General features: G+C 63.6%; 30 protein-coding genes. 23 read left to right on the forward strand and 7 right to left on the reverse strand.

Annotated elements, in window-relative coordinates; all coding sequences use genetic code 11:
• Positions 1 to 84 precede the first annotated feature (84 nt).
• Positions 85 to 1,005 carry a pca operon transcription factor PcaQ gene (gene pcaQ / locus HNS34_RS08790; RefSeq protein WP_172319683.1) on the forward strand — a complete coding sequence of 307 codons (921 nt, stop codon included), beginning with the start codon at positions 85 to 87 and terminating at the stop codon, positions 1,003 to 1,005.
• A gap of 39 nt (positions 1,006 to 1,044) precedes the next feature.
• Here the strand turns inward: pcaQ and HNS34_RS08795 are convergent, their stop codons facing one another.
• From HNS34_RS08795 to HNS34_RS08805, 3 genes are all read right to left on the reverse strand, one after another.
• Positions 1,045 to 1,671, reverse strand: a complete 627-nt coding sequence (locus HNS34_RS08795; RefSeq protein WP_172319684.1) for a 3-oxoacid CoA-transferase subunit B — start codon at positions 1,669 to 1,671, stop codon at positions 1,045 to 1,047.
• Positions 1,671 to 2,375: a CoA transferase subunit A gene (locus tag HNS34_RS08800; protein ID WP_172319685.1), complete on the reverse strand. Its 705-nt coding sequence runs from the start codon at positions 2,373 to 2,375 to the stop codon at positions 1,671 to 1,673. The genes HNS34_RS08795 and HNS34_RS08800 overlap by 1 nt, the downstream gene beginning before the upstream one ends.
• A gap of 87 nt (positions 2,376 to 2,462) precedes the next feature.
• Positions 2,463 to 3,560, reverse strand: coding sequence for a class II histone deacetylase (locus HNS34_RS08805; protein ID WP_172319686.1), 1,098 nt, complete (start codon positions 3,558 to 3,560; stop codon positions 2,463 to 2,465).
• 97 nt (positions 3,561 to 3,657) lie between these two features.
• Between HNS34_RS08805 and HNS34_RS08810 the strand changes: the two genes are divergently transcribed.
• Positions 3,658 to 4,005 carry a TraR/DksA family transcriptional regulator gene (locus HNS34_RS08810; RefSeq protein ID WP_172319687.1) on the forward strand — a complete coding sequence of 116 codons (348 nt, stop codon included), beginning with the start codon at positions 3,658 to 3,660 and terminating at the stop codon, positions 4,003 to 4,005.
• Positions 4,006 to 4,102: 97 nt separating this feature from the next.
• Here HNS34_RS08810 and HNS34_RS08815 read toward each other — a convergent pair whose 3' ends face one another.
• Both HNS34_RS08815 and HNS34_RS08820 read right to left on the reverse strand, forming a co-directional pair.
• Complete coding sequence (locus HNS34_RS08815; RefSeq protein ID WP_172319688.1) at positions 4,103 to 4,834, reverse strand: sulfotransferase family protein; 732 nt, start codon at positions 4,832 to 4,834, stop codon at positions 4,103 to 4,105.
• 8 nt (positions 4,835 to 4,842) lie between these two features.
• Positions 4,843 to 5,082: a DUF8831 family protein gene (locus HNS34_RS08820; RefSeq protein WP_172319689.1), complete on the reverse strand. Its 240-nt coding sequence runs from the start codon at positions 5,080 to 5,082 to the stop codon at positions 4,843 to 4,845.
• 194 nt (positions 5,083 to 5,276) lie between these two features.
• On the opposite strand from HNS34_RS08820, the gene HNS34_RS08825 reads away from it, so the two are divergent.
• The 3 genes from HNS34_RS08825 to HNS34_RS08835 all read left to right on the forward strand — a co-directional run bounded on the left by HNS34_RS08825 (position 5,277) and on the right by HNS34_RS08835 (position 6,317).
• The gene (locus tag HNS34_RS08825; RefSeq protein WP_172319690.1) at positions 5,277 to 5,528 is read left to right on the forward strand and encodes a DUF6455 family protein; all 252 of its coding nucleotides are present in this window, start codon (positions 5,277 to 5,279) and stop codon (positions 5,526 to 5,528) included.
• 88 nt (positions 5,529 to 5,616) lie between these two features.
• On the forward strand, positions 5,617 to 5,970 hold the full coding sequence (locus tag HNS34_RS08830) for a diacylglycerol kinase (protein WP_172319691.1): 354 nt from the start codon (positions 5,617 to 5,619) through the stop codon (positions 5,968 to 5,970).
• Positions 5,970 to 6,317 (forward strand): YigZ family protein, encoded by a 348-nt coding sequence (locus HNS34_RS08835; RefSeq protein WP_172319692.1) that lies wholly within the window; start codon positions 5,970 to 5,972, stop codon positions 6,315 to 6,317. Before HNS34_RS08830 ends, HNS34_RS08835 begins: the two co-directional genes overlap by 1 nt.
• Before the next feature lie 68 nt (positions 6,318 to 6,385).
• Here the strand turns inward: HNS34_RS08835 and HNS34_RS08840 are convergent, their stop codons facing one another.
• Positions 6,386 to 7,165, reverse strand: coding sequence for an aspartate dehydrogenase (locus HNS34_RS08840; RefSeq protein ID WP_172319693.1), 780 nt, complete (start codon positions 7,163 to 7,165; stop codon positions 6,386 to 6,388).
• Between the two features lie 190 nt (positions 7,166 to 7,355).
• On the opposite strand from HNS34_RS08840, the gene HNS34_RS08845 reads away from it, so the two are divergent.
• On the forward strand, positions 7,356 to 7,508 hold the full coding sequence (locus HNS34_RS08845) for an RSP_7527 family protein (RefSeq protein WP_172319694.1): 153 nt from the start codon (positions 7,356 to 7,358) through the stop codon (positions 7,506 to 7,508).
• 720 nt (positions 7,509 to 8,228) lie between these two features.
• Here the strand turns inward: HNS34_RS08845 and rimO are convergent.
• Positions 8,229 to 9,623, reverse strand: coding sequence for a 30S ribosomal protein S12 methylthiotransferase RimO (gene rimO, locus HNS34_RS08850; RefSeq protein ID WP_172319695.1), 1,395 nt, complete (start codon positions 9,621 to 9,623; stop codon positions 8,229 to 8,231).
• Between the two features lie 105 nt (positions 9,624 to 9,728).
• Here rimO and HNS34_RS08855 point away from each other — a divergent pair, with 105 nt between their 5' ends.
• From HNS34_RS08855 to rpsK, 17 genes are all read left to right on the forward strand, one after another.
• A complete protein-coding gene (locus tag HNS34_RS08855; RefSeq protein ID WP_407925856.1) occupies positions 9,729 to 10,031 on the forward strand; it encodes a DUF4389 domain-containing protein in 303 nt (100 codons plus the stop codon).
• Between the two features lie 791 nt (positions 10,032 to 10,822).
• Positions 10,823 to 11,032 carry a 50S ribosomal protein L29 gene (rpmC, locus tag HNS34_RS08860; RefSeq protein ID WP_172319697.1) on the forward strand — a complete coding sequence of 70 codons (210 nt, stop codon included), beginning with the start codon at positions 10,823 to 10,825 and terminating at the stop codon, positions 11,030 to 11,032.
• Positions 11,033 to 11,036: 4 nt separating this feature from the next.
• On the forward strand, positions 11,037 to 11,267 hold the full coding sequence (gene rpsQ, locus HNS34_RS08865) for a 30S ribosomal protein S17 (protein WP_172319698.1): 231 nt from the start codon (positions 11,037 to 11,039) through the stop codon (positions 11,265 to 11,267).
• An 81-nt stretch (positions 11,268 to 11,348) separates the two neighbouring features.
• Complete coding sequence (rplN, locus tag HNS34_RS08870; protein WP_005621870.1) at positions 11,349 to 11,717, forward strand: 50S ribosomal protein L14; 369 nt, start codon at positions 11,349 to 11,351, stop codon at positions 11,715 to 11,717.
• Entirely contained in the window at positions 11,717 to 12,028 is a 312-nt protein-coding gene (gene rplX / locus HNS34_RS08875; RefSeq protein ID WP_172319699.1) for a 50S ribosomal protein L24, read from the forward strand. Before rplN ends, rplX begins: the two co-directional genes overlap by 1 nt.
• The gene (gene rplE, locus HNS34_RS08880; RefSeq protein ID WP_172319700.1) at positions 12,021 to 12,584 is read left to right on the forward strand and encodes a 50S ribosomal protein L5; all 564 of its coding nucleotides are present in this window, start codon (positions 12,021 to 12,023) and stop codon (positions 12,582 to 12,584) included. Before rplX ends, rplE begins: the two co-directional genes overlap by 8 nt.
• Positions 12,585 to 12,605: 21 nt before the next feature.
• Positions 12,606 to 12,911 (forward strand): 30S ribosomal protein S14, encoded by a 306-nt coding sequence (gene rpsN, locus HNS34_RS08885; protein ID WP_172319701.1) that lies wholly within the window; start codon positions 12,606 to 12,608, stop codon positions 12,909 to 12,911.
• Positions 12,912 to 12,924: 13 nt separating this feature from the next.
• Complete coding sequence (rpsH, locus tag HNS34_RS08890; protein ID WP_172319702.1) at positions 12,925 to 13,317, forward strand: 30S ribosomal protein S8; 393 nt, start codon at positions 12,925 to 12,927, stop codon at positions 13,315 to 13,317.
• An 11-nt stretch (positions 13,318 to 13,328) separates the two neighbouring features.
• Complete coding sequence (gene rplF, locus HNS34_RS08895) at positions 13,329 to 13,862, forward strand: 50S ribosomal protein L6 (protein ID WP_172319703.1); 534 nt, start codon at positions 13,329 to 13,331, stop codon at positions 13,860 to 13,862.
• Positions 13,863 to 13,873: 11 nt separating this feature from the next.
• Positions 13,874 to 14,233, forward strand: coding sequence for a 50S ribosomal protein L18 (gene rplR, locus HNS34_RS08900; protein WP_172319704.1), 360 nt, complete (start codon positions 13,874 to 13,876; stop codon positions 14,231 to 14,233).
• A 152-nt stretch (positions 14,234 to 14,385) separates the two neighbouring features.
• Positions 14,386 to 14,964, forward strand: coding sequence for a 30S ribosomal protein S5 (gene rpsE, locus HNS34_RS08905; RefSeq protein ID WP_172319705.1), 579 nt, complete (start codon positions 14,386 to 14,388; stop codon positions 14,962 to 14,964).
• Between the two features lie 5 nt (positions 14,965 to 14,969).
• Positions 14,970 to 15,158, forward strand: a complete 189-nt coding sequence (gene rpmD / locus HNS34_RS08910; protein WP_085802457.1) for a 50S ribosomal protein L30 — start codon at positions 14,970 to 14,972, stop codon at positions 15,156 to 15,158.
• A gap of 229 nt (positions 15,159 to 15,387) precedes the next feature.
• The gene (gene rplO / locus HNS34_RS08915) at positions 15,388 to 15,861 is read left to right on the forward strand and encodes a 50S ribosomal protein L15 (RefSeq protein WP_172319706.1); all 474 of its coding nucleotides are present in this window, start codon (positions 15,388 to 15,390) and stop codon (positions 15,859 to 15,861) included.
• A 119-nt stretch (positions 15,862 to 15,980) separates the two neighbouring features.
• Complete coding sequence (gene secY, locus HNS34_RS08920) at positions 15,981 to 17,354, forward strand: preprotein translocase subunit SecY (protein ID WP_172319707.1); 1,374 nt, start codon at positions 15,981 to 15,983, stop codon at positions 17,352 to 17,354.
• Entirely contained in the window at positions 17,351 to 17,998 is a 648-nt protein-coding gene (locus tag HNS34_RS08925) for an adenylate kinase (protein WP_172319708.1), read from the forward strand. Before secY ends, HNS34_RS08925 begins: the two co-directional genes overlap by 4 nt.
• Positions 17,999 to 18,190: 192 nt before the next feature.
• The gene (gene rpsM, locus HNS34_RS08930; protein ID WP_172319709.1) at positions 18,191 to 18,559 is read left to right on the forward strand and encodes a 30S ribosomal protein S13; all 369 of its coding nucleotides are present in this window, start codon (positions 18,191 to 18,193) and stop codon (positions 18,557 to 18,559) included.
• Positions 18,560 to 18,571: 12 nt separating this feature from the next.
• Positions 18,572 to 18,961, forward strand: coding sequence for a 30S ribosomal protein S11 (gene rpsK / locus HNS34_RS08935; RefSeq protein ID WP_172319710.1), 390 nt, complete (start codon positions 18,572 to 18,574; stop codon positions 18,959 to 18,961).
• The last annotated feature ends 46 nt before the right edge of the window (positions 18,962 to 19,007 follow it).

Genomic DNA, 19,007 nt, shown 5'->3' on the forward strand with positions numbered 1-19,007 from the left:
ATCCTCCCTTGCCTAACCGTAACTTGACGGCCAAGGATTGCAAAATCCGTTTGTCGCCAGTTTACTTATCGAAATGGGCAAGCAATGATCGACCGTCGCATCAAGATCCGCCATGTTCAGGCCTTCGTGGAAATCACGCGCCAGGGCCGCATGAACCGCGCGGCCGAGGCGCTCTATCTCACCCAACCGGCCATGTCGCGCACGTTGAAGGAATTGGAGGAGATCGTTGGCCAGCCGCTCCTCATTCGCAGCCGCGCAGGCGTGACGTTGACGCCGCAGGGCAAGGTCTTCCTGCATTTCGCCCGGATGAGCCTGGCTGCCCTGCGCCAGGGCTTCGACGGCGTGGCACAGGTGGAACGGCGCGGGCGGTCGCTGCTGTCCGTCGGCCTCCTGCCCAGTGTCGCCGCCTGGCTGATGCCCGAGGTCGTGCGAGAGGCCGAACTGGCGTTGCCCGAGCTTGCCCTGCGCATCCTCGACGGCCCGCACGCCTACCTGATCGAGCGATTGCGCAGCGGGGATCTGGACCTCGTGATCGGGCGCATGGGGCCCCCTGACACGATGCAAGGTCTGTCCTTCATGCAGCTTTACAATGAGCACGTTGTTTTCGTCACCCGCCCCGGCCACCCGATCCTTGAGGCCCCCAGCCTGGATGCGCTGACCGACTGGCCCGTGGTCTACCCGCCCGACGGCTCGGCCATCGCGCCCTTGGTCGAGCGTTTCCTGATCGCCAATGGCGTGGGCGAGATCCCCCGCAAGCTGGAGACCGTTTCGGGCGCGTTTGGCCGGGTCTACACCCACCGGTCGGACGCGATCTGGATCATCTCTTCGGGCGTCGTGGCCAATGAGGTGGCCGAGGGCAAACTGGTCGAACTGCCCTTCGACACCAGCCTGACCACCGGGCCGGTCGGCCTGATGCTGCGCCCCGATGCGGAACCCGCACTGGGGGTGGAGCCATTCCGAAAGGTGCTGGAGGAGGTCGTCGCGCGGCTGGTGCCCGCGCGGTGAGGTGCCGGGCAGGGGAAAGCCCCCCCGCCCGGCCCGATCTCAATTGACGATGGTCGCCTCGGTCGCGGCGCGGATCTCGTCTTCGGTCACGCCCTCGGCGGTCTCGACGATCTTCAGCCCGCCCTCGACGACATCGAGAACACCCAGGTTGGTGATGATCCGGTCCACCACGCCGGTGCCGGTCAGCGGCAGGGTGCATTCCTTCAGGAGCTTGCTGTCGCCATGCTTGTTGGTGTGGTCCATCACCACGATCACGCGGCCCACGCCCGCGACAAGGTCCATCGCGCCGCCCATGCCCTTGACCAGCTTGCCGGGGATCATCCAGTTGGCGAGGTCGCCGTTTTCGGCCACCTCCATCGCGCCCAGGATCGCCGCCGCGATCTTGCCGCCGCGGATCATGCCGAAGCTGGTAGCTGAATCAAAATAGGCGGTGCGGCTCAACTCGGTGATGGTCTGCTTGCCGGCGTTGATCAGGTCGGGGTCTTCCTCGCCCTCATAGGGGAACGGGCCCATGCCGAGCATGCCGTTTTCGGATTGCAGGGTGATGTCCTTGTCGCCCACGTAATTCGCCACCAGCGTCGGAATGCCGATGCCGAGGTTCACATACCAGCCGTCTTCCAGTTCTTCCGCGGCACGCGCCGCCATTTGGTTGCGATCCCAGGGCATTATGCGTCCTCCCGCTTGCGCACGGTGCGCTGTTCGATGCGTTTTTCGTGCTGCCCTTGGATCAGGCGATGCACGTAGATGCCGGGCAGGTGGATCAGGTCGGGGTCCAGCGAGCCGCGCGGCACGATCTCCTCGACCTCGGCGATGCAGATACGCCCACACATCGCGGCGGGCGGGTTGAAGTTGCGCGCCGTCTTGCGGAAGATCAGGTTGCCGGTGTCGTCCGCTTTCCACGCCTTGACGATGGAGAGGTCGGCGAAGATGCCTTCCTCCATGATGTAGTCCTCGCCGTTGAATTGCTTGACGTCCTTGCCCTCGGCGATCTGGGTGCCGACGCCGGTCTTGGTGTAGAAGCCCGGAATACCGGCCCCGCCCGCGCGCATCCGTTCGGCCAGCGTGCCTTGCGGGTTGAACTCAAGCTCCAGCTCGCCGGACAGGTATTGCCGCATGAATTCGGCATTCTCGCCCACGTAGGACGACATCATTTTCTTGATCTGCCGGGTCTCCAGGAGCTTGCCGAGGCCGAAGCCATCAACGCCCGCATTGTTCGAGGCAACCGTCAGATCCTTGACGCCCGACGCGACGATGCCGTCGATCAGCAGTTCCGGAATACCGCAGAGGCCGAACCCCCCCGCGGCGATAAGCATGCCGTCGTGCAGGACACCGTCCAGCGCTTCAGTAGCCGAGCCGTATACCTTCTTCATGGAGCACCTTTCCCATTGAAACCCCGCGCAACCTGACGCGGGCCGATGTAACTGTCAACGCATGTGCCGCAGCGCGGCAAAGCGCATCTAGAGCGCCGCCTCCATTTCCGCGATCAGGATCGAGCAGTAATGCTCGAACCGGGCGTTCGGCTGGCGGGCGTCGAAGGTGTCGCCCAGGGGGTCGGGCGCGTCGATCGTGCTGCCCGCCATTTCGGCAATCACGCCATGGCCGCAAAAGGGCACGTAAGCCTCGGAATAGCCGCCCTCATGGACCACCAGCAGCTTGCCGCCGCAGAGGTCGGCGGCGGCCTCCATCACCATCGTGGTCATGGCGCGGAAGGTCTCGGCGGTGGCCAGCATCCGGCTGAGCGGGTCGATGGCCGCCGCGTCATAGCCGCAGGCGACGATGATCACGTCGGGCTGGAACTCGGTCAGGGCGGGGAGGACCAGCCGCTCCATCGCCTCAAGATAGGTCGCATGGCCCGCGCCGGGGGGCAGGGGGATATTGAGGTTGAACCCCTCGCCCGCGCCCAGGCCGCGATCCTCGAAATCCCCGGTGTCGATGGGGTAGTTGCGTTCCTGGTGCAGCGAGATCGCCAGCACATCGTCGCGGTCGTAATAGATCGCCTCGGTGCCGTTGCCGTGATGCACGTCCCAATCCACAACCGCGACGCGGGTGGCCAGCCCGCCCGCCAGCGCCGCCTCGATCGCGATGGGAATGTTGGCCAGCAGGCAGAACCCGTTGGGATAATCCGGCAGGCAGTGATGGCCGGGCGGGCGCGACAGGGAATAGGCATTGTCCACCTCGCCGGTCAGCACGGCCGCAAGCGCCGCCTTGGCCAGCCCTGCCGAGACGCAGGCGATCTCGTATCCGCCGGGGCCGAACGGCGTGCGCAGCCCCAACTCTCCGCCGCCCGCATCTGACATCTCCTTGAACCGGGACAGGTAGCGCTCGGGGTGGACGCGCCGCAGGTCTTCATATGTCGCGGGCGGGGCGTGGCGCTGGATCAACTCGTCGATCAGGCCGGTCACCTCCATCAGGTTCTTGAGCCGCCGCTTGGTCTCGGGGTTCTCGGGCAGCCCGCCCGCCATCGGCTGCACCAGCCCACCGACCGGCATCGTTGCGGCGTAATTTCCACCCGAATGCCAGAAACAGCGTTCGTCCCAGAAAAACCCTGTGCGCATGATCCCTCCCGTTGATGGCCTTGCCGCCAGAGTGGCCCCGCCCGCCTTGCGTTGCAAGTGCTTGACGAGGGCGGGTGCGGGCGGCTTCTCTGGGGGCATGACGGACCCTACCGACACCGAGCTGGCCGACCGCTACCGAACCGCCCTGGAGGAGGAGCGCGCCGCCCTGCTGACCGCGTCCGAGGACACCGGCGAGGGGCGCAAGCCGGTCATGCTGGATCAGACGCAGGTGGGGCGGCTGTCGCGCATGGACGCGATGCAGGGCCAGGCGATGGAGGCGGCGCTCGAGGCGCGCCGACACGGGCGCATCCGCGCCATCGACGCCGCCCTGCGCCGGATCGAGGAAGGCGAATTCGGCTGGTGCGATGATTGCGGCAGCTTCATCGGCTTTGGGCGGCTCGATTCCGATGCCGCCGCGATGCGCTGCATCTCCTGCGCGTCCTGAGGCGTTTCGGGTTCCAACGAAAAGTGAGGATCGGTTTTCGCGTTCGACCCTGAAACGGGCGAGGCAGAGAAACCGATGCAACTGGACCTGAAACGATCTATGCCGCTTTCCAGGCACTCAGGTCGCGCCCGGTCTGCTCTTCCAACAGGGCGATGTCGTCTTGGTAATAGGCGTGCAGCTTGGCCCGCAGCCCGTCGCTCAACCGGGGCATCACGGGCCAGTCGTTCTTCTTGAACTTGCGCGCCTTGGCGTTGACTACGAAATCCAGATCGGCATCCGCCACGTCGCGCGCGACATCCAGATCACCCAGGATTGTTGAAAAGAACGCCGATTTGTCTGCTACGAAATCGTCGAAGAAATAGACCCGCACCTGCGGCAGAACCTTGCGCCAATGGGCCAGGATCGCCCCGTATAGCCCGAAGGCCAGCATATTGCGGGAACTCTCCATCACGTCGATCTCGGGCGCATAGGGATAGCGCGATTTCATCATGTGATGGGTATAGGCGCTGAGGTATCTATCGACGGGATTGCGCAGGATCACGAGGATCTCGGCATCGGGCAGCACCTCGGCAATCCGCGCGGCCACATCGCCCCGGTCGCCCGGAAGCCGGAAATACTCGGGCGAGGATTCGTAAGCATGGCGCACGCCGTCCCGCGCCGGGAAATGCGCCGCGTAACTGTCGAGTTTCGCGGCATAATCCGGGTCGAGGAAAAAGTTCAGCTCCTTCGGTTTCGAGGCCTGGAACTGCGCCGATTTCCTCAGCGCCTGGTGCAGCCATGTGGTCGCCGATTTCTGCGCGCCCGCGATCAGCAGATTGGGAAGGGGCATGGGCGGTCCTAGCTCTCGGCGGGGCGCAGGCGGTAGATGCCTTCGGGCAGGTCCAACGCCGCGGCCAGGTCGCGCAACTGGCTTTCCGACAGGGTGATCTTCTGCACCCGGTCGGTGCGCGGATCAAGCTGCTCCAGCGTGACGCATTCGGCAAAGGCCGCGATGGTCAGATCCTCCTGCAGGGGGGCTGCGCCTTCATCCACGAGGGTCACGACCGTGGCGTCGAATTCATGCTCGATGGTAAACATGGGCCGCAGCTTAGAACCGGTGTCGCGGCTTGCCTAGCCCTGATCTGGGGGCATGAGTTCATCAAGGGAAACAAGCGCTTGTAGGCGTGTGACAGGCGGCATTGATCTGCATCAAGGTCAAGGTTGACCTTAGGTCGCAGGCTTTCACCATCCGCCGTGCCGGGGGGCATGGCCCAAGGCGAAAGGGCTGCAAGATGCCAAGTAGCAAGCAGATGGAGAAACACGGGCGGCTGGTTGCCAGGATGGCCGACCGGTTGGGCACCGATCTGGACGAGGCCGAGCTGCGCGGCGACCTGAGACCGGGGGAGCGGAACGCGATGGTGTTGAGCTGCACCAACTGCACCTCGCCCGAGGCCTGTGAGGCCTGGCTGGAAGCGCATGACAGCGCCGGGGATACGCCAACCTATTGTCGGAACGGCGAAAAACTGAAGTCGCTGAAGCCCTGACAGGGTGCCGCATGGCGGTTTCCCGGTGACAGGGGGCCGACGCCGCAGTAGCGTCTCTTGCGGGATCCGAAGCGGGGGAGGGGCGAGCATGCTGCGCCGGGAATGGGAGCGATTGAGGAACCGGTGCATCTGGTCCTGGGCCGGATGGCGGCGGGCCTGGGCCGAGGAACCGAGCCTCAAATTCTGGACCTGCATGAATATCCCTTCTGCCGCGCTGGCGCTATGGCTTCCTCTAACCCGTTCCGAAACAATGATAATCCTGATGGGCGGTGTGCTGATTCTGGCGGCTGAGCTGCTCAATACGGGGATTGAGCGGGTGGTCGATATTGCCGATTCCACGCGCAGCGATCAGGCGCGGGATGCCAAGGATATGGCCAGCGCGGGCGTGGCGCTGAGCGCGATCGCTGTGGGTGTGGCCTGGGCCGTGGTGCTGGTGGGCTGATGCGGGTGATCGAGGGGGTGATCCGCGACCGGGGGTCGAAATATGCTGTCTCGGGCGCGCCTGTTGCATCGCGTGCGGATGTGGATGACGTTCTGAAAGCTCTGAAAAAGAAGAAGAAATTCGCAAAGGCCACCCATAATTCCTGGGCCGTGCTGCTGCCCGAGGGGCCGCTCAAATCCGACGATGGCGAGGCCGGGGCGGGCAATGTGATCTTGCAGGTGCTGGAGGGCGCGGGGGTGCAAGATCACGTTGTCATCGTCACGCGCTGGTTCGGTGGCAAGCATCTGGGCGGCGACCGGTTCCGGCATGTGGCCGAGGCGGTCCGGGTCTATCTGGCCGAAAAATAGGCGTACACCCCCCGTACACCCCCCGATGCACCCCCCGTACACCCCCCTGGGGCGTCAAAGCCCCGCCCTTAACTGCGGATGCGCGCCGCGATCCGGGCCAGCGTGGCGACGACGCTCATCGCGGCCAGCGCGGAGGTGCGGGGGCTGGCGGGCAGGGAATGGCCCGAGATGGTGAAGGTGAAGTCTCCGAAATCGCCCTCTGCCCGGACCTCGTGGATATTGGTCGTCACGGTCGGATCGGCGATCAGCTCCACCTGCGTGGCCTCGAACCCCAGACCGGCCAGCGCCACGGCGGCGGCGACATTGGCGTTCTTGGGGTATTGCAACGCGGCCTCGCGCGCCGTGCCACTGAAATGCGTCTGCGGTCCGTCCATCGGGGCGGTCAGGTCGATCCGGTCCTCGGCGGGCGAGCCGAGCCAACCCTTCGGCGGCTTGCGGCCCGTATAGGTGACGGATCTGAGCTGCCCCGCGCGGGCCGATTGCAGCGCGTCGAGCCCGCCGAGCGCGCCGCTGGCCAGATGCAGGCGGGCATTGCCGGCCTCGGCGGCGGCTTGCAGGTCTTGCAGGAGACCCGGATTGGCCAGCGCGCCGATGGAGACGGTGATCACGTCGATGCCCTTGGCGAGCGCGTCGGGGCCGTGGCTGGCCAGCGCCTCATGGCCCGCGCAATCGACGAGATGGGTGACTTGGGCGGGCAGGTCGGCGGCGCAGGCGACACGGGGGATGTCGGAGGGCTCGGAAAGGCGCGCGGGCCGGACGAGGAGGGCGGCGGGGGGCTTGCCTTGCGCGGCCAGCGCGTCCTGAACGTAAGTCGAGATGGCACCGGTGCCGATGAGGGCGATCTGCATGGGGGCGTCCTCCGTCTGGATCGCGGTCATGAAAGCCCGGTTTTGCTGGCCGGGGCAAGTGCGGCCGGCAGGCACCCATACATGCAGCGCAAGCATAGCGGGTCTTCGCGGATGGGCGGTGTTGCCGCGCCGCCAAGGGTCTATCTAGCGCCTGAGACCCAACCTCAGACTCTCCGAAAGAGACCACCAGATGACTGATACAGATTTCCATATGGCCACGGATGCCGAGATTCGCGCCGTGCTGGCACAGGCAAGGCGATTGCGCGCCGAGGCGATGAAGGACATGGCCCGGACCGTCGGCCAGTGGCTGACCCGGCCCCGGTTCGGGGTGCGCCCGGCCTGAACGGGTGCGCGCGCAACATTGGTGGGAGAAAAGAGAAATGCGGCGCGGGATGCGTCGCATTTTTCGGTTTTGGGGTGACGGCGGCGTGGTGGGCAGAACTGCCCACCCTACGAATTCTGGCGCGGAATCAAGGCGTAGCCGCAGCGCCATCGTCAGCGTTGACCCGGCAGGCGATTTCCAAGAGAAATCTGCCGAGAGGGGGCAGGGACAAGCTGCTGCCGCTTTTAGCCCCGAATCTCGATTGCGTGTCAGTTCGCGCTCGGGGACGTATACCAGCGATTGAATCGGATTACGCTGTTTTGGGTGTCACTGGGGGCGCCAAACGCTATTCTGACTGCGGACGGCGAAGCGCACGAGAATAATTGCTGGCCCGAACTGTTGGTAATACCAATACAGATTCCCGGATAACTCTGATCGACTTCACCAGAAAAGAGTTCCCACCATCCAAGGTTGCTGGTGCTGCCAGTCAGGTCGCAGACGTTCACAATGCGATTTGCACCGTCCCACGCATATTGCACGATTTGCGTATAGTTTCGTCTTGCTTCGGGCAGTGATACGCGAGCACTGGCAACGGCGCGACCAGCGGAACAGTCAGGAGCGGCAGTCGCGGCAAATGAAGAGAGGAATAGGGCCACAATTGTCAACGCAGATAGGCAAACGTTTTTCAAGGCAATCTCCCAGAATTGGCTGAATATCCTAAACCAAGAATGTACATTCTAGCTATGGTTGTGTCGAGAAATTTGTTTGCCCGCTTTCGTTGACTCGCCCCCACAAATCATACTCCGAGGCCTCATCCACCTCCACCGTGACGATATCCCCTGGCCCCAACCCCTCGAACCCCTCGTCAATAAAGAGGTTCCCGTCGATCTCGGGGGCGTCCGCTTTCGTCCGGCAAGTGGCGCCTTCCGCGTCGACCTCGTCCACGATCACCTCAAGCCGCGACCCCACCTTGGCCGCCAGTTTGGCCTCGGAAATCGCTTGGCTCTTCTCCATGAAGCGGTGGTAGCGCTCGGCCTTGACCTCATCGGCCACATGATCGGGCAGGGCGTTCGAGCGCGCGCCCGCGACGTTTTCGTACTGAAAACAGCCGACGCGATCCAGTTGGGCCTCGTCGAGCCAATCCAGCAGGGTCTGGAACTCGGCCTCGGTCTCGCCGGGATAGCCGACGATGAAGGTGGAGCGCAGGGTGATATCCGGACAATCCGCGCGCCAGGCGGCGATCTCGTCCAGCGTGCGGGCGGCGGCGGCGGGGCGGGCCATGCGTTTCAATGTGTCGGGATGGGCGTGCTGGAAGGGGATGTCGAGATAGGGCAGGATCAGGCCCTCGGCCATCGCGGGGATCATCTCGCGCACATGCGGGTAGGGGTAGACGTAGTGCATCCGCACCCAGGCCCCCAGGCTGCCCAGATCGCGGGCGAGGGGGAGGATCGGGAACTTGTCGTCGCGGTCCTTCCAGTCCGTGCCATAGGCGGAGGTGTCCTGGGAGATCACCAGCAGCTCCTTGACGCCCGCATCAACGAGGCGTTCCGCCTCGCGCATCACCACCTTGTGGGGGCGGGAGGCGAGGCGACCGCGCATGTCGGGGATGATGCAGAACTTGCACTTGTGGTTACAGCCCTCGGAGATCTTGAGATAGCTGTAATGGCGCGGCGTGAGGGAGACGCCGGAGGCGGGCAGCAGGTCGATGTAAGGGTCGGGGCTGGGCGGCACGGCGGCGTGGACGGCATCCAGGACTTGTTCGTATTGCTGCGGGCCGGTGACGGCGAGGACGGTGGGATGCGTGCCGGTGATGGCCTCGGGCTCCGCGCCGAGGCAGCCGGTGACGATGACCTTGCCGTTTTGCGTGAGCGCCTCGCCGATGGCCTCGAGGCTCTCCATCTTGGCGCTGTCCAGAAACCCGCAGGTGTTGACAATGACCGCCTCCGCGCCCGCGTAATCGGGGGAGATCGCGTAGCCCTCGGCGCGCAGGCGGGTCAGGATGCGTTCGCTGTCGACCAGCGCCTTGGGGCAGCCGAGCGAGACCATGCCGATGGTCGGCTGGCCGGGGCGGTTTGGCTCCGCGATGCGGGCTTTGGGCGCGAGGTCGGGGCGGAGGTCGGGGGGGTTCTGGCTCATGGGATCGGGCTATAGGGCAGGGACGGCATCGGGGGAAGGGGGCGCTTTACATTGGGGCTGCGCTCATGTCCCATATGTGCGGACGGTCAGCCGGAGGAAATGACGATGCGCGACACCGACGAAGACAGGATATCGGGTCGCCTGCATGGTGAGCAGTTCGAGACCGAGGAGGACAGCATCCTTCTGCGGCTGGTCTTCATGGTGATCATCTGGGTCATGATCCAGCTGGCGCAGACCGTGCTGGGCGTGGCCACTGTGATCCAGTTCATCATCATGGCCGTCCAGAAGGAGCGCAACGAGAGGCTGGCCGAGTTCGGCACCGATCTGGGCATCTGGATGGCGAAGGCGGCGCGCTACCAGACGGCGGCGAGCAACGTGAAACCCTGGCCCTGGACGGACCTCGACTGAAGGCTAGCGCGCCGCGTTCATCTGCAATCACGCAGGCGCACTCCAACCCATTGAGACGCATGTCCGAGAAGCCCAAAACCGGTTCCCATTTTTGAGCGACATGCTTGCCTTATGCTGATCGTGGTTCTTATGCGAAGAAAGAGCCAGCGTGCGCCACACCAGCTATGGCGCACGCTGGCGGTGGCTGGATCGTCACAGGCTTCGTCGTGAGGGACCGTGTTGGAGTGTGATCAGCCATCGTCTTCGCATTGGGCCTGAACGGATACAGGGCGGCATGAAGCGCTCTACGACAAGCATAGGACACGCGAAGATGATGAAAGATAGCATTGGCATCGATATCTCGAAAGCGCACCTCGACGTGCATCGCCTTACCACCGGCGACGCCGCGCAATTTGCCAATAGGACCATGTGAATTCACGCCCTGCGCCGCTGGATCGGCGCGGGTGGCCCCCGACCTCGTGGTCTACGAGACGACCGGCGCCCATCACGCCGCTTTCGAGCGCTTCAACGCGTGACCGTATCTGAAACCTGCATGGGCCGCGCCAGATACACAGAGTTCTTGACACTCCCCGGCCTGATAGCGGATTGCTTTGCTCCTGCTCGCGTGCAGCCATGTGCCATCGTCCCCCCCCAAACTTCCCCCTTGCCACCCGCGCCCATCCCCCCTAGAAGGCCCCATCTGCCGAGTCCCCGGATCACCTCCGGGGATTCGTCGTTTGTCATTCATCCACCAGGTCAAGGGTGACCCGTCTTTGGGGCCTGCTGGTGTTTTGAGAGAAGGAAGAGGCGACATGAACGCCAGTGAACTGCGCGACAAGACACCGGACCAGCTCCGGGATGAGCTTGCCAACCTGAAAAAGGAGGCCTTCAACCTCCGCTTCCAGCAGGCCACCAGCCAGCTGGAAAACACCGCGCGCATGCGCAGCGTCCGTCGTGACGCCGCGCGCGTGAAGACCATCCTGAACGAAAAAGCAGCCGCCGCTGCGCAATCGGAGGCCTGAGCCCATGCCCAAACGCATCCTGACAGGTACCGTGACCAGCGACGCCAACGACCAGACCGTCAGCGTTTCCGTGGAACGCCGCTTCAAGCACCCGGTGCTGCAGAAGACCATCCGGAAGTCCAAGAAATATCGGGCCCACGATCCGGAGAACAGTTTCAAGATCGGGGATACCGTCCGTATCCAGGAATGTGCCCCGATGTCGAAAACCAAACGCTGGGAGGTGATCGCCTCCTAAGGGCCATCACACCCGGTTTAATCGAAACCGCGGGGGAAAAGGGCATAACTGAAGCCCTCCCCACAGGTCGGGAGAAACCACATGATCCAGATGCAGACCAATCTGGATGTTGCTGACAACTCCGGCGCTCGCCGAGTTCAGTGCATCAAGGTCCTGGGTGGTTCCAAGCGTAAATACGCCTCCGTTGGCGACATCATTGTCGTCTCGGTGAAGGAAGCCATCCCGCGCGGCCGCGTGAAGAAGGGCGACGTCCGCAAGGCCGTCGTCGTGCGCACCGCCAAGGAAGTTCGCCGTGAAGACGGCACCGCGATCCGCTTCGATCGCAACGCCGCCGTGATCCTCAACAACAACAACGAGCCCGTCGGCACCCGTATCTTCGGGCCGGTGGTTCGTGAGCTGCGCGCGAAGAACTTCATGAAGATCATCTCGCTTGCGCCGGAGGTGCTGTGATGGCCGCGAAACTGAAAAAGGGCGACAAGGTCGTCGTGCTGGCCGGCAAGGACAAGGGAAAGGAGGGCGAGATTGCCTCCGTCGATCCCAAATCCGGCAAGGCCGTGGTCGATGGCATCAACATGGCCGTCCGCCACACCAAGCAATCCCAGAGCGACCAGGGCGGACGTCTGCCCAAGGCGATGCCGATCCAGCTGAGCAACCTGGCGCTGCTGGATGCCAAGGGCAAGGCAACGCGCGTCGGCTTCCGCATGGAAGACGGCAAGAAGGTGCGTTTTGCGAAAACCACGGGGGACGTGATCGATGCTTGATAGTGCAAATTACACCCCGCGCCTGAAGGCCGACTACAAGGACCGCATCCGCGCGGCCATGAAAGAGCAGTTCGGCTACGACAACGACATGCAGATCCCGCGCCTGGACAAGATCGTCCTGAATATCGGCTGCGGGGCCGAGGCGGTGCGTGACAGCAAGAAGGCCAAGTCTGCGCAGGAAGATCTGACGCTGATCGCGGGCCAGAAGGCGATGACCACCAAGGCCAAGAAATCCATCGCGGGCTTCCGCGTGCGTGAAGAGATGCCGCTTGGCGCCAAGGTCACGCTGCGCGGCGACCGGATGTATGAATTTCTGGATCGTCTGATCACCATCGCAATGCCCCGTATCCGCGACTTCCGCGGCGTCCCGGGCAAGAGCTTCGACGGTCGTGGCAACTATGCCATGGGCATGAAGGAGCATATCGTGTTCCCCGAGATCAACTTCGACAAGGTCGATGAGGTCTGGGGCCTGGATATCGTGATCGCCACCACCGCGAATACCGACGCGGAAGCAAAGGCGCTGTTGAAGCTCTTCAACATGCCCTTCAACAGCTGATCCGCGGAGAGGACCAAAGACATGGCTAAGAAAGCAATGATCGAACGCGAGCTGAAGCGTCAGCGCCTGGTGGAGAAATACGCCGCCAAACGTGCCGAGCTGAAGGCGATCGCGTCTGACGAAGACCGCCCGATGGAGGAGCGCTTCAAGGCGCGCCTGAAACTGGCCGAACTGCCGCGCAACAGCTCGGCCACCCGGCTGCACAACCGTTGCCAGCTGACCGGCCGCCCCAAGGCGTATTACCGCAAGCTGAAAATGTCGCGGATCAAGCTGCGTGATCTGGCCTCGAACGGCCAGATCCCCGGCATGGTCAAGTCGAGCTGGTAAGGGAGGGAAAGCAATGAACGATCCTATCGGTGATATGCTGACCCGCATCCGCAACGGTCAGCTGCGCGGCAAATCCACGGTTCTCACCCCGGCCTCCAAGCTGCGCGGTTGGGTTCTGGATGTGCTGGCGGACGAAGGCTATATCCGCGGCTACGAGGCCACCACGGTTGACGGTGGTCATCCCGGCTTCGAAATCAGCCTGAAATACTACGAAGGCACCCCGGTGATCCGCGAAGTCAAGCGCGTGTCCACCCCGGGCCGTCGTGTTTACATGGGCGTGAACGACATCCCGCAGGTCCGTCAGGGCCTGGGTGTTTCCATCGTCTCCACGTCGAAGGGCGTGATGTCGGACGCAGCAGCGCGCGGTGCCAATGTTGGCGGCGAAGTGCTCTGCACCGTATTCTAAGGAGGTCTGGAATGTCTCGTATTGGGAAAAAACCGGTCGACCTGCCCGGCGGCGTCAGCGCCTCGGTGTCCGGCCAGACCGTTGAAGTGAAGGGGCCGAAAGGCACCCGCAGCTTCACCGCAACCGACGATGTGACGATCACGGTCGAAGACAATGCCGTGACGATCACGCCGCGTGGGCGCTCCAAGCGTGCCCGTCAGCAATGGGGCATGTCGCGCACCCAGGTGGCCAATCTGGTCACCGGTGTGACGGAAGGCTTCAAGAAAGAGCTCGAGATCCAGGGTGTGGGCTATCGCGCGCAGATGCAGGGCAATTCGCTCAAGCTGGCGCTCGGCCTCAGCCATGACGTGATCTTCGATGTGCCGCAGGGGGTCACCGTGACCGCCCCGAAGCCCACCGAAGTGATCATCGAGGGCATCGACGAGCAACTGGTCGGTCAAGTGGCGGCGAACATCCGTGAATGGCGCAAGCCCGAGCCCTACAAGGGCAAGGGCATCCGCTACAAGGGTGAGTTCGTCTTCCGCAAAGAAGGCAAGAAGAAGTAAAGGCGCGAAAAATGGCAAACAGCAAAAAAGTCCTGTTCCAGAAACGCCGCCTGCGCGTTCGGAACAAGTTGCGGCGCACCGCGAACGGGCGTCCGCGCCTCAGCGTGCACCGCTCGAACAAGAACATCAGCGTGCAGCTGATCGACGATGTGAACGGCGTCACGCTCGCCTCGGCCTCTTCGATGGAGAAGGACCTGGGCGTCGTGGGCAAGAACAACGTCGAAGCGGCGGCCAAGATCGGGTCGGCAATCGCCGAGCGCGCCAAGGCGGCGGGCATCGAGGATTGCTACTTCGACCGTGGCGGCTTCCTCTTTCACGGCAAGGTGAAGGCCCTGGCCGACGCCGCGCGTGAAGGTGGCCTGAAGTTCTGACGGGTTGAGGTGGGCTAACAGCCCACCCTACGGATTGAAAATGCGGGCGGCGCGCTACCTGCGCCGCCTCGATGATCGGGGGGCCTGCGGGCTCACTTCGATTGAGACAAGAGCGGCGCGCACAAGCGCCTTGATGGAAAGGACGCCTGAGAATGGCAGAACGTAACGAACGCCGGGGCCGTCGCCAGGAACGCGACGAAACCCCCGAATTCGCAGACCGCCTGGTCGCGATCAACCGGGTCTCCAAGACCGTCAAGGGCGGCAAGCGCTTCGGCTTCGCGGCCCTCGTCGTCGTCGGCGACCAGCGGGGCCGTGTCGGCTTTGGCAAGGGCAAGGCGAAAGAGGTGCCCGAGGCGATCCGCAAGGCCACCGAGCAGGCCAAGCGCCAGCTGATCCGCGTGCCGCTGAAGGAAGGCCGCACGCTGCATCACGACGTCAAGGGCCATCACGGCGCCGGCAAGGTCACGATGCGCACGGCACCGGAAGGGACCGGGATCATCGCGGGTGGCCCGATGCGCGCCATCTTCGAGATGCTCGGCGTCAAGGACGTCGTCGCCAAATCGACCGGCACGCAGAACCCCTACAACATGATCCGCGCCACGCTGGACGGTCTGCGCCAGGAAAGCAGCCCCCGCATGGTCGCGTCGCGCCGTGGCAAGAAGGTCGCCGATATCCTGCCCAAGCGGGATGACGCGCCGGCCGAGTCCAGCCAAGTTGCCGAGGAGGCCTGAGACCAATGGCAAAAACAATCGTCGTCAAGCAGATCGGCTCGCCGATTCGCCGCCCCGAAAAGCAGCGCCAGACGCTGATCGGCCTGGGTCTGAACAAGATGCACAAGACCCGTGAGCTGGAAGACACCCCCGCCGTGCGCGGCATGATCGCCAAGATCCCGCATATGGTGGAGATCGTGGAAGAGAAGGGCTGACGTTTGGTGGGCAGAACTGCCCACCCTGCGGATGGAACAGAGTGCCCCGGTCAGTGATGGCCGGGGCGTTTTTCTTTTTGGGGCCAGGGCCTCAGGTCATTGCCCCTTGATCCACCCCCTCACCCCGTCTATACGCCCCCGGTGGCCTCATACCGCCACCAGAATCAACCACAAAGCCGTGTTTGGCCCCAGATCGCTTCGGGGGTCAGTTCCGGCAAGGAGAAGCGACATGAAACTCAACGAACTGCGCGACAATCCCGGCGCGACGAAGCCCAAGAAACGCGTCGGACGCGGTGCCGGGTCCGGCATGGGCAAGACCGCCGGGCGCGGCATCAAGGGTCAGAAATCCCGTTCCGGCGTGGCCATCAAGGGCTACGAGGGCGGCCAGATGCCGATCTACCAGCGTCTGCCCAAGCGCGGCTTCAACAAGCCCAACCGCAAGTCCTTTGCCGTGGTGAACCTCGGGAACATCCAGAAATTCATCGACGACGGCAAGCTGGACGCGAAATCCGAGATCACCGAGGATGTTCTGCTGGCCTCGGGCCTCGTGCGGCGCAAGCTTGACGGTGTGCGCGTGCTGGCCAAGGGCGATCTGTCCGCGAAAGTCACCCTGACGGTGACCGGTGCCTCCAAATCGGCCGTCGAGGCCGTCGAGAAGGCCGGTGGCAGCCTGACCGTGGCGGCGCCTGCTGCGGCGGAATAACCGCGCGCCTTGATGAATGCTTGTGAGCGCGCCCGTTAGCGCTTACATCATCAGGCAACGTTCTTCCCGCGCCGCGTGGTCGATCCCGATCTCGCGGCGCAGTGCATGAGAGAGACCACATGGCATCTGCTGCAGAGCAAATGGCGGCCAACCTGAGTTGGAGCACTTTTGGCAAGGCCACCGAGCTGCGCCAGCGCATCCTTTTCACCATCGGCCTTCTGATCATCTACCGCCTCGGCACCTATATTCCGGTTCCCGGCATCGACGGCGGCGAATTGCGCGCCTTCATGGAGCAGGCGGCGGCGGGCCTCGGCGGGGTCATCGACCTCTTTACCGGTGGCGCGATCGGGCGGATGGGCGTCTTTGCCCTGGGCATCATGCCCTATATCTCGGCCTCGATCATCATCCAGCTGATGACCGCCATGGTCCCGGCGCTTGAGAACATCAAGAAAGAGGGTGAGCAGGGCCGCAAGAAGATCAACCAGTACACGCGCTACGGCACCGTGCTGCTGGCGACCTTCCAGGCCTACGGGCTTGCCGTCAGCCTTGAAGCGGGCGGGCTGGTCACCGATCCCGGCTGGTTCTTCCGCGCGGCCTGCGTGGTGACGCTGGTCGGCGGCACGATGTTCCTGATGTGGCTTGGCGAACAGATCACCGCGCGCGGTATCGGCAACGGTATCAGCCTGATCATCTTCGTCGGCATCATCGCCGAGATCCCCGGCGCCTTCGCCCAGTTCTTCGAGCAGGGGCGCCAGAACGCGATCACCACGCCGGTGATCCTGGGCGTGCTGGTGATGATCATGGCGACGCTGCTTTTCGTCGTGTTCATGGAGCGATCCCTGCGCAAGATCCATATCCAGTATCCGCGCCGCCAGGTGGGGATGAAGGTCTATGACGGCGGCTCCAGCCACCTGCCGATCAAGGTGAACCCGGCGGGCGTGATCCCGGCGATCTTCGCCTCGTCGCTGCTGCTGCTGCCGACGACGATCAGCACCTTCTCCGGGCAGAATGCCGGTCCGCTGATGACCTGGATCCTGACGCTCTTCGGTCCCGGTCAGCCGCTCTACCTGATCTTCTTTGCCGGGATGATCATCTTCTTCACCTATTTCTACACGCTCAACGTGTCGTTCAAGGTCGAGGACGTCGCCGACAACCTGAAGAACCAGAACGGCTTCATCCCCGGTATCCGCCCCGGTCCCAAGACCGCCGAATACCTGGAATACGTGGTCAACCGCGTCCTCGTCCTCGGCTCGGGCTACCTGGCGCTGGTGGTGTTGCTGCCCGAGATGATCCGCACGCAATTGTCGATCACGGCCTATTTCGGCGGCACCTCGATCCTGATCATCGTCTCGGTGGGCATGGACACGGTCCAACAGGTGCAAAGCCATCTTCTGGCGCATCAGTATGAGGGCCTGATCGAGAAATCGCAGCTGCGCGGCCGCAAGGGTGGTGCCAAGGCTGGCAAACGGAAGAAGGGACCGGCGCGGCGATGAACATCATCCTTCTCGGACCGCCGGGGGCGGGCAAGGGCACGCAGGCGCGTCGCCTGGTTGACGACCGCAACATGGTGCAGCTCTCGACCGGCGACATGCTGCGCGCGGCGCAAAGCTCGGGCACCGAGATGGGCAAGCGCGTGGCCGATGTCATGGCGCGCGGTGAGCTTGTCACCGACGAGATCGTGATCGGCCTGATCGAGGAGCAGATCGAGACGGTGGACGCCGCGGGCTTCATCTTCGACGGCTTTCCCCGGACGCTGGCCCAGGCCGACGCGCTTGGGGAATTGCTGGAGAAGGAAGGCGAGACCCTCGATGCCGTGATCGAGATGAAGGTCGATGACGAGGCACTGGTCGCGCGCGTCACCGGACGCTCGACCTGCGCAAATTGCGGCGAGGTCTATCACGACGAGACCAAGCCGCAGCCCGCCGACGGCACATGCGCCAAATGCGGCGCGTCCGAGTTCAAGCGCCGCCCCGACGACAACGAGGACAGCTTTCGCACCCGGCTTCTGGCCTATTACCGCGATACCTCGCCCCTGATTGGCTATTATTATGCCAAGGGGCAGCATGTGGCGGTGGACGGAATGGCCGATATCGAGGCTGTTTCGGCAGAAATCAAGGAAGTTCTTGACAGGGCCTGACCGGCCCCTTGACCCCAGGGTGAAATGCCACTACCTGCAAGCGTCCCGTAAGGGAATCGCCTGGGAAATGGCCGCGACCCGCGACCCGACAGTGCAAATCAGTTTCGACGGCCCGGTGGCACCCCGCCTCGGGCTTTCGGTTGTGAAAAAAGGTTCTGGAAGCACGGAACCGCAACGAAAAGGAAGACTTACGTGGCACGTATTGCTGGCGTGAACATCCCCACCGCCAAGCGCGTTCCGATCGCGCTGACCTATATCACCGGAATCGGCCCCTCGTCGGCCAAGGAAATCTGCGACGCCGTCGGCATCGACCAGACCCGCCGGGTCAATGAGCTGTCGGATGCCGAGGTTCTGCAGATCCGCGAACATATCGACGCCAACTTCACCGTTGAAGGCGACCTGCGCCGCGAGACGCAGATGAACGTCAAGCGCCTGATGGACCTGGGCTGCTACCGTGGCCTGCGCCACCGCCGCAACCTGCCCGTGCGCGGTCAGCGCACCCATACCAACGCACGCACCCGCAAAGGCCCCGCAAAGGCCATTGCCGGCAAGAAGAAGTAAGGGGGCAGATCAATGGCACGCGACAAGAGAGCACCCAAGCGCAAAGAGCGCAAGAATATTGCCACCGGCGTGGCACATGTGAACAGCTCGTTCAACAACACCAAGATCCTCATCTCGGATATCCAGGGCAACGCGATTTCCTGGTCTTCCGCTGGCACGATGGGCTTCAAGGGCAGCCGGAAATCCACGCCCTACGCGGCGCAGATGGCTGCGGAAGATGCAGGCAAGAAGGCACAGGAACACGGCGTGAAATCGCTTGAGGTCGAAGTGCAGGGACCGGGATCGGGCCGCGAAAGCGCGCTGCGGGCCTTGGCTGCTGTCGGCTTCAACATCACCGCGATTCGCGACGTGACCCCGATGGCGCATAACGGCTGCCGTCCGCCGAAGCGCCGCCGCGTTTAAGATACCGTTTACTCTCCCCGGGCCGTGCCATTTTGCGCGGCCCGTG

Source organism: Alterinioella nitratireducens (assembly GCF_013155465.1).
Taxonomy (GTDB): domain Bacteria; phylum Pseudomonadota; class Alphaproteobacteria; order Rhodobacterales; family Rhodobacteraceae; genus Alterinioella; species Alterinioella nitratireducens.